Below are 13,409 nucleotides of genomic sequence, written 5' to 3' on the forward strand. Positions count from 1 at the left end.
ATTACCAATGGGAGCCTATACGATCAAGCCCTCTGCTTCATCCAGACCCAGACGGATGTTCATGTTCTGGATCGCGGCGCCCGAAGCGCCCTTGCCGAGGTTATCAAAACGCGCGATCAGGGTGATGCGGTCATCGTTGCCGTAAGCCGCGACCGCCATATCATCACGACCGCTGAATGCCGAGGCGCTGATCAAGCCGCCCTCGGTGCTGTCGTCATAACGGATCAGACCGCTCTTGTAGTAATCCCGATATGCCGTTTGGATATCTTTCAGCGAAGCGGATAAAATGTCACGCGTAACAGGGACGCTGACCTCCATGCCGCTGTAATAATCCGCGACGATGGGGCTGAATACGGGATCCTGATCGAGTCCGCATACCCGCTTCATCTCGGGCAGATGTTTATGCGACTGACCCAGCGCGTAGATGCGCGGCGCGTCGAACAGCGGATCACGATCCTGCGCCTCATATTCCGCGATCATCTTCTTGCCGCCGCCGGAATAACCCGTCAGCGAGAAGCATGACAGCGCGATGTCCTTTTGGATGATCCCCAACTCAACGAGGGGGCGGACTAAGGCGATAAAGCCGCTTGCGTGGCAGCCGGGGTTGGCGATTCGGGTCGCTGTTTTGAGCTGTTCCCGCAGCCCTGTCAGCTCGGGCATGCCATATGTCCAGCCGTCCGCCGTGCGGTGGGCGGTGGAGGTGTCGATCACGACCGTGTCGGGGTTCTCGATCAACGATACCGCTTCTATCGCCGCCTGATCGGGCAGACAGAGAAAGCTGATATCGCTTTTGTTGAGCATTTCACTGCGCGCGGCGGTATCCTTGCGGAGCTCGTCGGGCAGGATCATCAGCTCGAGATCCCGGCGCTCGGATAAGCGCTCACGGATCCGAAGCCCCGTGGTACCGGCACTGCCGTCGATGAATATTTTGTGCATTGTCATATTCCTTCCGGGTAGAGCAAATCAGAGCCTTCCCCTTGAGGGGAAGGTGGGCAATTTGCTTGCAAATTGGTCGAATGAGGTGGAAGCCTCACCGATAATTCATTTCATAGGCGGAAGCAGAAACGCATCCACCTCATCCGTCACCCTCCGGGTGACACCTTCCCCTCAAGGGGAAGGCTATTTACAACTTCTCTCTCACAAATCGGATCTGCTGTTCGATCGACTGCACCGAGGTGCCGCCGACGGAATTGCGCTTGTTGACGCAGGTAAGCAGATCGATATCCTCATACAGATCCTGCTCGAACAGGTCTGAATATTCTTTGTATTTCTCCAAAGGCAGGGTCTCGAGCACCTCGCCGTTTTCGATGCAATAGGCGACGATCGAGCCGGAGATCTTATATGCCGAGCGGAAGGGCATCCCCTTCTTGGTCAGGTAATCGGCGAGGTCGGTCGCGTTGATAAAGCCGCGCTGAGCCGCCTTCTTCATATTCTCGGTTCTGACCTTGATGGTGGAGATCATGCCGATGAAGATCTTCACGGACATGGAGGCGGTATCGACCGCGTCGAACACACCCTCCTTATCCTCCTGCATATCCTTGTTATAGGCGAGAGGCAGACCCTTGAGCACCGTCAAAGCGCCCATCAGATCGCCGTATACACGACCCGTCTTGCCGCGTACCAGCTCCGCCATATCGGAGTTCTTCTTCTGCGGCATGATGGACGAACCGGTGGTGTAGGCGTCGGAAAGCTCTACAAAGCCGAACTCCCAACTTGACCAGAGGATGATCTCTTCACTCAGGCGCGAGAGGTGCATCATCAATATCGCGATATCGGACAGCAGCTCGATGACAAAATCACGGTCGGACACGCCGTCGAGCGAGTTCATCGCGATGCCCTCAAAGCCGAGCTGTTCCGCCTCAAAATAGCGGTCGGTGTCATAGGTAGTGCCCGCCAAAGCACAGCAGCCGATCGGAGAGATATTCATCCTGCGCTTGCAGTCGGTCATGCGGTCGACGTCACGCAGGAGCATCATCGCGTAAGCGAGCAGATGATGACCGAACATGACGGGCTGCGCTCTCTGCAGATGGGTATAACCGGGCATGATCGCCTCTTTGTACACCTCCGCCTTATCGGTGAGAGCGGCGATCAGGTGCTTGGTATCGGCACACAGCTCATCCACGCGGTTCATCAGATACATACGCAGATCGAGCGCGACCTGATCGTTTCTGGAGCGCGCGGTATGGAGCTTCTTGCCCACGTCGCCGACGCGCTTGGTCAGCTCTTCCTCTACGAACATATGGATATCCTCGGCGTCCATATCGATCGGGAGCTTGCCCGAGGAGATGTCCTCAAGGATCTTTAACAGCTCGTCACAGAGGGTGTCAGCCTCCTTGCGCTCGATGATGCCCTGCTTGGCGAGCATCTGCGCGTGCGCGATAGAGCCCGTGATGTCCTCCTTGAACATCCGCGAATCAAAGCCGATGGAGCTGTTGAACTCGTCAGCCAGCTTACTGGTATCTCCGGCGGTACGACCCGCCCACATTTTAGCCATAATCAACTCTCCTCATACTCAGGGTCATATAGACACGTAACGGCGGGAGCAAGCCCCCGCCCTACGATATACGTTATTTCGATCCAAAACGCGTCAGCGTTTCCCTTAACCGTTAACCGTTCTCCGTTAACCGTTCTCCGAAATTATTTATTCTTCTCGTCCACGACCGCCTGCACCTTGATGGGCAGACCGAAGAGGTTGATGAAGCCCGCGGAATCGGTCTGGTCATAATCGGACTCGCCGAAGGTCGCGATCTCCTCACTGTACAGGCTGTAGGGACTGTCGACGCCCGCCTTGATGATGTTGCCCTTATACAGCTTGAGCTTGACATAGCCGGTGACCTTCTCCTGCGTCTTGTCGACGAACGCGGAGAGGGCTTCTCTCAGCGGGGTGAACCACTGACCGTTGTAGACCAGCTCGGCGAAGGTGATGGACAGGCGCTGCTTCTCGTGCATGGTCATCTTGTCGAGGCAGATGGACTCGAGGGTCTCATGTGCCTTGTACAGGATGGTGCCGCCGGGAGTCTCATATACGCCGCGGCACTTCATGCCGACCAGACGATTCTCGACGATATCGAGCAGACCGATACCGTTCTTGCCGCCCAGCTCGTTGAGCTTGAGGATGATATTCTTCGCGGACATCTTCTCGCCGTCGAGCGCGACGGGAGTGCCCTGTTCAAATTCGATGGTGACATAAGTCGGCTCGTCGGGGGCGTCGATCGGGGATACGCCCATCTCGAGGAAGCCGGGCTTCTCATACGTCGGCTCGTTGTTGGTATCCTCGAGGTCAAGACCCTCATGGCTCAGATGCCACAGGTTCTTATCCTTAGAGTAGTTGGTCTCACGGTTGATCTTGAGGGGAATGTTATGCGCCTCGGCATACTCGATCTCTTCCTCACGGGACTTGATGTCCCAGATACGCCACGGAGCGATGATGGGCATGTTGGGAGCGAAGTGCTTGATCGCCAGCTCGAAACGAACCTGATCGTTGCCCTTGCCGGTACAGCCGTGGCAGATCGCGTCGGCGCCTTCCTTGAGAGCGATCTCGACAAGGCCCTTCGCGATGCAGGGACGCGCGGTCGAGGTACCCAGCAGGTATTCCTCATATACTGCGCCCGCCTTCATGGTGGGGATGATGAAATCGTCGACATACTCCTCGGTCTGGTCGAGGACATAGAGCTTGGACGCGCCGGTCTTGAGCGCCTTTTCCTCCAGACCCTCGAGCTCGTCGTTCTGACCGACGTTGCCGGATACCGCGATGACCTCGCAGTTATTGTAGTTCTCTTTGAGCCACGGGATGATGATGGATGTGTCCAGACCGCCCGAATAAGCGAGAACGACTTTCTTGATGTTTTCCTTGTTGATAGCTTGCATGGTGATACCTCCGAATGAATATGCGTTGATTTTTGAAGTTTATGCACTTATTATACATCATTCTGCATATTTGTCAAGGGTTATTTGCATATTTTTTCATCTTTCTGCATTTTCCGTCATCCTTGACAAAATCCGTATACTATTATAGCGAAATTCCCGTCATTTATCAAGTCAAATAATCGTAACCTTACGCGCATAATTATAGGTATAATCACGAGGAATGATCCATCAAAACACAAAAGCCTTCCCCTCGGGACGCGTGCGCCTTTTTCTGTGTTACTGAAACGTTTCGTTGAAAATAAAAAGCCTTCCCCTCGGGGGGAAGGTGGCTCGGTGTATGCCGAGTCGGATGAGGGGCTGAGTCAGCCGAAAGATCATCTTAACAAAGAGAGTAAGGCTTTTTCACGATTCTCGGTAATCATTCAGCCCCACCGAATCCTGCATCTATAGGAAAGGTTGTCCCCTCATCCGTCTCCCGTTGGTCGACACCTTCCCCCCGAGGGGAAGGCTTTTATATGCAGATCCTTTCCGATAGTCAGATAAATGGGCGCACGCGCCCCCCGAGGGGAAGGCTCTCCTGATTCCGATTAGACGCATCCTCAACTCCTCCCTCAAAAACGTGTGCTTTTATTGACAAAAAGGGCTTGTATATGGTATGATGTATAGTTGAAAAGGAGCGTATGAATGTTCCTGTGAAAGGGGTAAGAAAATGTCAGTCTCCGTTATCATTCCATATATCGAGAGCTCAGACCTGATCCTGAAAACAGCCGATTCCGTCAAGAATCAGAAAAGCGTCAATACCGGCGAGATCGATCTGCTGGTCGTCGATGTTTCCGACGCGCAGAACGCCGCCGAAAAGCTCAGCGCTTATCCGAACGCGCGCGTGATCCAAAAGCCCGGCGCGGGCGGTGAAGCGGCGGCATACAATATCGCGCTGGAGAATCTCAGCGCCGATTACGCGATCGTGGCGCGTCCGGGCGATGTGTTCGGCAGTCATTACTTTATGAACGCCCTCAAGGCGGTAGGCGCGAACAAGCCGTGGTGCTTCGCGGCGCCGAACCGTTTTTGCATCAATCCCGTCTACTCGCGCTATAAATACATCAGCCGCACCAATGTTCCGCCGCTCATGCTCAACAAGGAGGCGGATATCCGCAGCTACCCCAACCTCCTGCAAATGGAGATCGACGGCAATATCATCGAGAGCGCGGTGCTCAAGCAGTACCCCGCCGATACCTCGCTGAAATATGAATTCTTCCACGATGTGATGCTCCGCCTGCAACAGGATCATCCCACGTATTTCGCAATGGAAGAGGCGAACTTCAACACCTTCATGCCGCTGAGCGACGACTCGGCGTACTTCGTCCCCTCCAACGACATCGACTGGTACCGCAACAGCATCGAGAGCTTTATGCTGCCGCTTGCCGAGCGCTTCAAAAACAGCGACGGTACCCTCCCCTACTTCATCCAGTTCTACCTGATGTACGCGGTATCCGCGCGATTCCTCGCCAACATGAACAACCGCAACAAGCGCAATATGAGCGAAGAAGAGCTGGATCTGTTCTTAAAGGCGTGCAAAAAGGTACTCGACCTGCTCGACGACACCATTATCCTCAACGCGGGCAAGTACAAGGCGCTCGGCTACAGCGAAGAAGCCGCCGAGATGTTCTATATGCTCAAATACGATACCGACCTCTACCGGATGCCGCAGCATCTGAGCGAAGGCAACGAGGACGTCACCCTCGACTGCAACGACGTCGTCATCGCGCGTATGCAGGGGCAGAGGGTCGGTCTGCACGTACTGGATTACACCGACGGCAAGCTGCTGCTGGACGGCTCCTTCCGTCAGGTATTCAACCTCAAAAACATCGAGCTGTACGCCGAATGGAACGGCGAGCGGATCGATCTGGAGGATAACGACCGCTACTCGCTGACCAAGTATTTCGGCATCAGCGCCTACAAAAAATTCACCTTCCATCTGGAGCTTTCGTTCGACGATCAGCGCTCCACGCAAAAGCTCTGTTTCTTCGCAAAGTACAAGAATACCCGCGTGCCGCTGCAGTTCTCCTATCTGCACCACTGGGCAAAATTCGCCGCTTCTCCCGTGGGCGGTTACTGGCGCTTCAACAAATACATGGCGACCATCAACAACAACCGTGAACTGGTCATCGAGCACGCATCCGCGGGCAAGACCCTCAAGCGCGAGTTGAAATATCTGCCGCGCGTATTCATGGAGAGCAAGCGTACCTTCATCACCCGTATCGAGTACTGGCTGACCCGTCCGTTCTACAAGAACAAGCGCATCTGGCTGATGTACGACAAGCTCTACAAGGGCGGCGACAGCAGCGAGTATATGTACCGCTTCTGCAAGGACAAGAAGGACGGCATCACCCGCTACTACATCATCGACAAGAACACCTCCGACTACCGTCAGATGAAGCAGGACGGTCTGCATCCCGTCAAGACGGGTTCCATCAAGCACAAGATGGCGTTCCTCAACGCGGACATCGCGCTGATCACCAACTCCCAGACCTTCCCCTTCAACGGCTACAGTCTGGACAAGAGCCGCTTTATCCGCGACCTGTGCAACTTCCCGACCATGTGCCTGCAGCACGGTCTTTCGGTACAGAAGTGCGCGATGGCGCAGCAGCGGATCATCGATAACACCCGCATGTATTTCATCGCCTCGAAGTATGAGGAAAAGAACCTGAACAACCACGCCTACGGCTACAAGGACACCGGTATCATCAAGATGACCGGTATCGGCAGGTACGACGGACTGATCAACAACGATCAAAAGCAGATCCTCATCACCCCGACATGGCGTATGTACAACGCGATGCCCGTCACCACCAGCGAGGGTGAACAGCGCTCGTACAACCCCGACTTCAAGAACACGGTCTACTACCGCATTTACAACGACCTGATCAATAACCAAAAGCTCATCGAGACCGCCAAGCGCACCGGCTACAAGATCAAGTATCTGCTGCACCCGATCCTCAGTGCGCAGGTGGACGACTACACGCCCGACCCGTACGTGGACGTCATTTCCTCCGTCGGCGACATGAGCTATGAAAAGATCCTCACCGAATCCAGCCTGATGGTCACCGACTACTCCGGCGTACAGTTCGACTTCGCGTACATGAAAAAGCCGCTGGTCTACTTCCATCCCGACGAGCTGCCCGCGCATTACGACGACGGCGGATTCTTCTACGACACGATGGGCTTCGGCGAGATCTGCACCACCTCGGCACAGCTGGTCGACACCCTGTGCGAATACATGGAAAACGGCTGTCAGATGAAGCCCGAGTACATCGCCCGCGTCGACGACTTCTACCACTACGACGACCACAGCAACTGCGAACGTATCTATGAGGAGATCATGAAGTTCCAGCAGCAGGTGGATAAGGATAAGTTAAGGTGAATGGTGAATGGTTAACGGTTAACGGAGAACGGTTAACGGTTGTGGGAAACGCTGACGCGTTTTGGATTGAAATAACATAGCAATGAAAATAACGCTCGTGACTCTTTGAAAAGTCACGAGCGTTACTGTTTTTATTCGGTTGAGATCAGACACGTGCGTCTTTTTCTCGCAATGACAAATATAAATGGGTGAGGGCGCAGCCCTCCCTTCACCGTTCTCCGTTCTCCGTTAACCTTCAACCGTGTCCTTCGCCTTTTTCTTCTTCCTCGCCGCTCTGAGTTCCTCATAATTCTTCGGCTTTCTCTGCATATAATCCATGAAGAAATCACAGAACTTTCTGGTCAGCGCGCACAGTACCAGTGAGGCGATAAAGCTGCCGAAATACAGCATGATCTGGCGTTCGGGATGCTCCGCGGGGATCTTGTAGATGCGCTCCAGATAGTGGTTGAGGTTCAGGTAGATCATGTAGTATTCCATCGAATACATGCCGACGAACTCAAAGAAGTTGCGCAGCACATTGCCTCTGCCGGCGTGACGGATCGAGGTACAGATCCAACTGAGCAGCACCACCAGCGCCATCGCCGCGATCGAACCGCAGTAGCGATAGAAGAAGATATACATCGGCTCCTGCTCCTTGGTGTAGCCGGGCACCAACGCCTTGATGATCGGCGTATAGTTGAGCACCAGCGTTATGAAGATGACGAACAGCGCGAAGAACGCCCACAGCCAGTTGATGTTGATCTCTTTCTTCTCCTTGATGAACTTGCCCGCCCAGATACCGATGACGAACGAGGGCACGCGGCACAGCGCGATCTCCCACATCGTATAGAAGCCGGGCGCGACCGCTCTGCACAGGAAGGTGAGCCCGACGATAACAACGATCGTTCCGAGCATACCCCACAGGCGGAATTTTTCGATGATCTTGTAGAAGATCGGGAACACGATATACAGCGCCAGAATCAGCGAGATGAACCAGAATACGCGTTCACCCTTGATGAAGAAATAGGTAAACGTTATGCGGCTGAAATACGCCAGCAAACCGCTCTCTCTGCCGTGGACATAGCGCAGTGAGAAATAGACCACCGCGATCAAAAATGCCGAGGGCAGTACACGCATCAGGCGCTTCTTCCAGAAGCTGCCCACACGGCTGTCCTTCGAGAATGAGAAGAACAAGCCCACGCCCGACAGGAACAGGAACATATCGACGCCGATATTGCCCGAGCCGCGGAAATTCTTGACAAGATCGATCAGGAATTGATTATCGGTATACCGCTCCAGCGACAGATAATCGGAATGGAACAAGCCGATCCACAACGTCGCCAGACCGAAGATCACATTGCGGGCTTCACTGATCGTGAACAGATTGAATGTTCTGCGCGATTTTATCATCACAAACCTCCTCATAGCCATGATGCGGGATCCGATCGGAGCATACACCATGGGCATTATACATATCGATTATACCAATAAACCCCACTGTTGTCAATTTTTTAATCGTCACTTTCGGGTATTATGTATCAAAAGCACTGAAAATAATTCACAAAAAGAGTGGAAAACATCCAAATAATATGTTACAATATTGATATATATCAAAAAATAGGGATATTCTGCCCTTTTGTGTCACAGACGCCTGTGACCGACCGACATCAACAGTGCCTCAAAAGGGGGATTCGTTATGGCAGAAGAATCAAACAACAAGCAGGAATGGAAGATCGTCAAACAACTCGGCGAGGGCGGCTACGGCAAGGTCTACGAGATCGTGCGCAACCGCTACTCCATCGAAGAACACCGCGCCCTGAAGGTCATCCGTGTCCCCTCAAGCGACGATGACGTCAAAAAAGTGATGGGCGAAGGCATGGACAAGGACGCGACACAGGCGTACTACCGCAGCCTCGTCAACGAGTTCATCAAAGAGATCGCTTTTTTGTCCGAGCTGCGCGGCAGCGCCAACATCGTCACCTATGACGACTACAAGGTCGTCGAGCATGAGGACGGCGTAGGCTACGATATCTTCATCATGATGGAGCTGCTCACCCCGCTGCCCGAATGGATCGAAACGCATCCCCTCACCGACGATACGGTCACAAAGCTCGGCATGGATCTATGCGACGCGCTGAGCCTGTGCCACAGCAAGAACATCCTGCACCGCGATATCAAGGCGGATAACATCTTTGTCGCCAACGACGGCACCTTCAAGCTCGGCGATTTCGGCATCGCCCGCACGGTCGAAAAGACCGCCGACGTGCGCACCCGCATCGGCACCAACTCCTATATGGCGCCCGAGGCCTACCGCGGACAGAGCTACGACCGTCGCGCCGACCTCTATTCACTGGGCATCCTGCTCTATCGCCTGCTCAACGATAACCGCAATCCGTTTTTGCCGCCCTACCCCACGCCCGTCACTGTACAGGATCGCGATGAGGCAATGACCAGGCGTTTGATGGGCGATCCCTTCCCCCGACCCGCTCACGGCAGTGACGCGCTGGTCGGCGTGGTACTCAAGGCATGCGCCTATCTGCCGCAGGATCGCTATGATTCCGCCGCAAAAATGAAAAAAGCGCTCCAAGATCCGCCCAAGCCGACTTTCCCGACCGTCGGGGCAGCTAACGCCGCGTCTTATCTCACACAGCGCGCGGATGCAGTCGAGATGCCTTTGCGAGCTGATACCGGAAAGCGCTATCGCCCCGGTGACGAGTATACGCCCGCGCCGTCGCCCCAAATGCCGCGGCAGAACGTATCGTACTATCAGCGCCGTGAAAGCTCCTATCAGGAGCCGTCAAGAGCGCCGTATCCATCTCGCGTAGATGACAGATATGAGCGCCCGATCCGCCGTCGACCCGCCTATGAAGACGACTATGACGACCGTCCCTCCGGGATCAGAGCGGGACTTGCCGTCGTCATCATCCTGATCGTACTGGTGCTCATCGGCGGCGGCGTAACGATCTTCGCCCTGCTCAACCGCGATTCCGCCGACAGCGTTGCGGTGGAGGAGGATCGCTCCGTCACCTCTTCGGTCGGCAACTCGCCGCTGAATCCCGAAAAGACCTTTACTATCCGGGTGAATGTCAAAAACGGCTTCGACACTGCCGTGACACTGCAGGGCTATGCAGACGGAGAAGCCTCGGGTGAAGCGCAGTCTATCACCCAAAGCGGCACCTATGAATTTACCATCGCCTCTCCCAAGGACGCGTCGATCAGCATTATGATCGACAATTCGGAATACTACAGCTGCACGCTCGATTACGCAAGCGGTACGGTCACCAACGAAAACTATAACCCGAATTTCTACAGCTCCCACATCATCTATTGATAAATACCGCGGAGAGTTCCACCCAATAACGATTCTTAATAATATCTGATCACTGACCACTGACCACTATCCAAAGAGGTACGACCATGAAATGTCCCAACTGCTCGGCTGAGCTGAACGACAACGCGAGATTTTGTCCCCAATGCGGCATGCCTATCGACGCCGATAACACCGGACTTTCGACGAACGGAGAAAGCGAGTTTATCCCTACCGATCCCGGGAACAGCGCCGATATCTTTCGCGCCGCCGATGAGGAACGCCGCTACGAGATTCCCGACAACGACTACACTGCCGTAGATTATCAAAGCAACCGCGCCCAACGCCGCGCGGGCAGGCACAATCAAAAGCCGGATCACAGCAAGAAGAAACCACTGATCATCGCGATCATCGCGCTCGTGCTCGTGATCGCCATCGTACTGGGCGTGATCTTCTTCGTCAGCCGCAAGACGGTCAGCGCCAAGGAGCTGACCAAGGCAAAGGAAAACTACCTGCCTCCGGCGCAGGCGGTCACCATCGACACCACGCTGACCGATCCGTCCAACGACAAGATCAAATTCACCTACGACGACCGCGCGCGGATCATCTCCTGCACCTATTCGGTCAACAAAATGACCTATGACCAGCGCTACACCTACAACAATACTCAGCGCAAGATCAACGTCGAAACCACCTACCGCGCGCATCCGATCTTCACCAAGGAGCTCGACTACGACCGCGTGACCAAGCCCGATATCTTTGAAGAGGTCGACGGCTACTACATCCGCCTGAGCAAGGAAGATCTCGCCGACACCGGCGCGACCGAACTGCCGCAGGAAACCGCCGCTCCCGAAGCGACCGAACCCCCGACCGAACCGCCGACGGAGGAACCCACAGAAGAACCCACCGATCCGCCTGCCGACTGGAGAGAGCTGTATATCGATTACATCAACAACGGAGGAACAGAATTCTCTTCGGGAAGGCTGTTCAACATCAACGACGATGATATACCCGAACTGTTTCTGGAATACAAATACCCTTCGGCGGTATCTCATTTTGAAATATGCTGGATCAACGATGATACTGTTCAGCATGAGCAGATCTTCGGAGGAATACCGAGATATCAAGAACGAAGCGGATTCATCAATACGGGTCGGTATGATTATGAGTTTTCCAACGCATGGCAGGTATCGCAATTTGACGGATCGTCATTCACTAAATACCGATCCGGCTTTGTGAACGGTCAAGAATATAAAATCGACGACGAGGACGTCACAAAGGAAGAATATGAAGCTGCGCTTAATGAATACAAAAGTTGGGAGCTGATGTACGCTCCGGACAACACTTTGACAAAGATCGACGCCCTCCCCGACCATATCCGCAACTACTGACCACTAACCACTGATCACGAAACAAAGAGGTAAGATTATGAAATGTAAGAACTGCGGTCACGAGATGCCCGCCAACGCCAAGTTCTGTGAGATGTGCGGCACTCCCGCCGATATCGAACAAACACAGCTGGCTGAGGACGATATCCGTGACGATTACAACAACTTCAACGCCCGCGAAAACAATATCCCTCAGGGTGGCTATGTGAACAGCGGCTATCCCGACCGCCCCTATGACGACCGCTATCCCGATGATCGCCGCTATTACAGCGACGCACCCGGGTACAACGCCCCAAGGTATGACGACCCGCGGTACAACGATCCCAACCTTTATCCACGCGATCAAAAGCCGCGCATGAGCGGACAGAAAAAGGCGCTGATCATCTCGGGCGTCGCGCTGGTGCTGGTGATCGCGATCCTCACGGGCGTGATCGTTTATGTCAGCCGCACCAAGGTCAGCGCAAAAGAGCTGGATGAGGCGAAGGAAAACTTCCTGCCGCCCGCACAGGCTTATGAGATCGACACCACGCTGGATGATCCGTCCAACGACAACATCAAATTCAAATATGACAGCCGCGCGCGTATCTCCTCCTGCACCTATGCGGTAAATGAGAAGACGTATGACCAGAGCTACGGCTATAACGATAAATCCCGCATCATCAAGATCGACACCAAATACCGCAGCCATACCATCTTCACCAAAGAGATCGAATATGACCGTATCGATGAGGCGAACAAATTCGTCGCTGTCGACGGCTACTATATCCGTCTTGACGACACCTCGCTGGGGAACAGCTCCTCATCCTCTGCCGTGAAGATCGAGACCGCCGCGCCCGAGCCTACCACACCCAGAGCGCCCAAAGCGCCCAAAGCGCCTACCGAGCCGCCGACGCCCACGGAGAAGCCAGCGCCGACTGTGAAGGTCAAGGAAACCGAAAAGCCGCTCGAAGGCTATAAAAAGCTCTACATCAATTTCCTCAACACCACGAGCATCTCCTACGACTACGGCGTGCTGATCTACCTCAATGACGATGAAACACCCGAGCTGGTTCTCTACGCCTCCGGTGCCGAGGTGCCGCACTATGTATGCTATATCAAGAACAGCAAAGTGCAGACCTTTAAGACTGCCGACAGCCACAGTCTGGATTACACGGATCACGGCGGTTACTTCTCATCCGGCAAATATGATCAGACCGGTATGATCTACTACTTTGACGGCAGCAGCGTTACCACCAAGCACAGCTACTCCTTCTCCTTCGGCAACGATGAATTCTTCATCGATGACAATCAGCTCACCGAAGAAGAATACTTTGAGATCGTCGACGGATACGGATTAAAGACCGACGCCGAGGACGACGCATGCGGTAAATCCGATCTGACCGAATACATCCGCAATTTCGAATAAAGCTTGATCCGTTTTCCTTATTCGCAAACAATCTATGATAAC

8 protein-coding genes are annotated in these 13,409 nt (G+C 54.1%); 4 read left to right on the forward strand and 4 right to left on the reverse strand.

What is annotated here, in order from left to right:
• Positions 1-15 precede the first annotated feature (15 nt).
• From argC to JKK62_RS14570, 3 genes are all read right to left on the reverse strand, one after another.
• Complete coding sequence (gene argC / locus JKK62_RS14560) at positions 16-942, reverse strand: N-acetyl-gamma-glutamyl-phosphate reductase (protein ID WP_201428536.1); 927 nt, start codon at positions 940-942, stop codon at positions 16-18.
• A gap of 181 nt (positions 943-1,123) precedes the next feature.
• Positions 1,124-2,494, reverse strand: coding sequence for an argininosuccinate lyase (gene argH, locus JKK62_RS14565; RefSeq protein ID WP_201428537.1), 1,371 nt, complete (start codon positions 2,492-2,494; stop codon positions 1,124-1,126).
• 143 nt (positions 2,495-2,637) lie between these two features.
• Positions 2,638-3,867, reverse strand: coding sequence for an argininosuccinate synthase (locus JKK62_RS14570; protein ID WP_201428538.1), 1,230 nt, complete (start codon positions 3,865-3,867; stop codon positions 2,638-2,640).
• 709 nt (positions 3,868-4,576) lie between these two features.
• On the opposite strand from JKK62_RS14570, the gene JKK62_RS14575 reads away from it, so the two are divergent.
• Positions 4,577-7,288 (forward strand): CDP-glycerol glycerophosphotransferase family protein, encoded by a 2,712-nt coding sequence (locus tag JKK62_RS14575; RefSeq protein ID WP_201428539.1) that lies wholly within the window; start codon positions 4,577-4,579, stop codon positions 7,286-7,288.
• Between the two features lie 228 nt (positions 7,289-7,516).
• Here the strand turns inward: JKK62_RS14575 and JKK62_RS14580 are convergent, their stop codons facing one another.
• Positions 7,517-8,677 carry an acyltransferase family protein gene (locus JKK62_RS14580; RefSeq protein ID WP_201428540.1) on the reverse strand — a complete coding sequence of 387 codons (1,161 nt, stop codon included), beginning with the start codon at positions 8,675-8,677 and terminating at the stop codon, positions 7,517-7,519.
• Positions 8,678-8,963: 286 nt separating this feature from the next.
• Here JKK62_RS14580 and JKK62_RS14585 point away from each other — a divergent pair, with 286 nt between their 5' ends.
• From JKK62_RS14585 to JKK62_RS14595, 3 genes are all read left to right on the forward strand, one after another.
• Complete coding sequence (locus JKK62_RS14585) at positions 8,964-10,598, forward strand: serine/threonine protein kinase (protein ID WP_201428541.1); 1,635 nt, start codon at positions 8,964-8,966, stop codon at positions 10,596-10,598.
• 86 nt (positions 10,599-10,684) lie between these two features.
• Entirely contained in the window at positions 10,685-11,965 is a 1,281-nt protein-coding gene (locus JKK62_RS14590; RefSeq protein WP_201428542.1) for a zinc-ribbon domain-containing protein, read from the forward strand.
• A gap of 37 nt (positions 11,966-12,002) precedes the next feature.
• On the forward strand, positions 12,003-13,367 hold the full coding sequence (locus JKK62_RS14595) for a zinc ribbon domain-containing protein (RefSeq protein ID WP_201428543.1): 1,365 nt from the start codon (positions 12,003-12,005) through the stop codon (positions 13,365-13,367).
• The last annotated feature ends 42 nt before the right edge of the window (positions 13,368-13,409 follow it).

Source organism: Ruminococcus difficilis, assembly GCF_016680995.1.

Bases quoted from the DNA above. Each gene is read 5' to 3' on its own strand.
- JKK62_RS14575 (WP_201428539.1), top strand. From the start codon at position 4,577: ATGTCAGTCTCCGTTATCATTCCATATATCGAGAGCTCAGACCTGATC.
- JKK62_RS14570 (WP_201428538.1), bottom strand. From the start codon at position 3,867: ATGCAAGCTATCAACAAGGAAAACATCAAGAAAGTCGTTCTCGCTTAT.
- JKK62_RS14580 (WP_201428540.1), bottom strand. From the start codon at position 8,677: ATGATAAAATCGCGCAGAACATTCAATCTGTTCACGATCAGTGAAGCC.
- argH (WP_201428537.1), bottom strand. From the start codon at position 2,494: ATGGCTAAAATGTGGGCGGGTCGTACCGCCGGAGATACCAGTAAGCTG.
- JKK62_RS14585 (WP_201428541.1), top strand. From the start codon at position 8,964: ATGGCAGAAGAATCAAACAACAAGCAGGAATGGAAGATCGTCAAACAA.
- argC (WP_201428536.1), bottom strand. From the start codon at position 942: ATGACAATGCACAAAATATTCATCGACGGCAGTGCCGGTACCACGGGG.
- JKK62_RS14590 (WP_201428542.1), top strand. From the start codon at position 10,685: ATGAAATGTCCCAACTGCTCGGCTGAGCTGAACGACAACGCGAGATTT.
- JKK62_RS14595 (WP_201428543.1), top strand. From the start codon at position 12,003: ATGAAATGTAAGAACTGCGGTCACGAGATGCCCGCCAACGCCAAGTTC.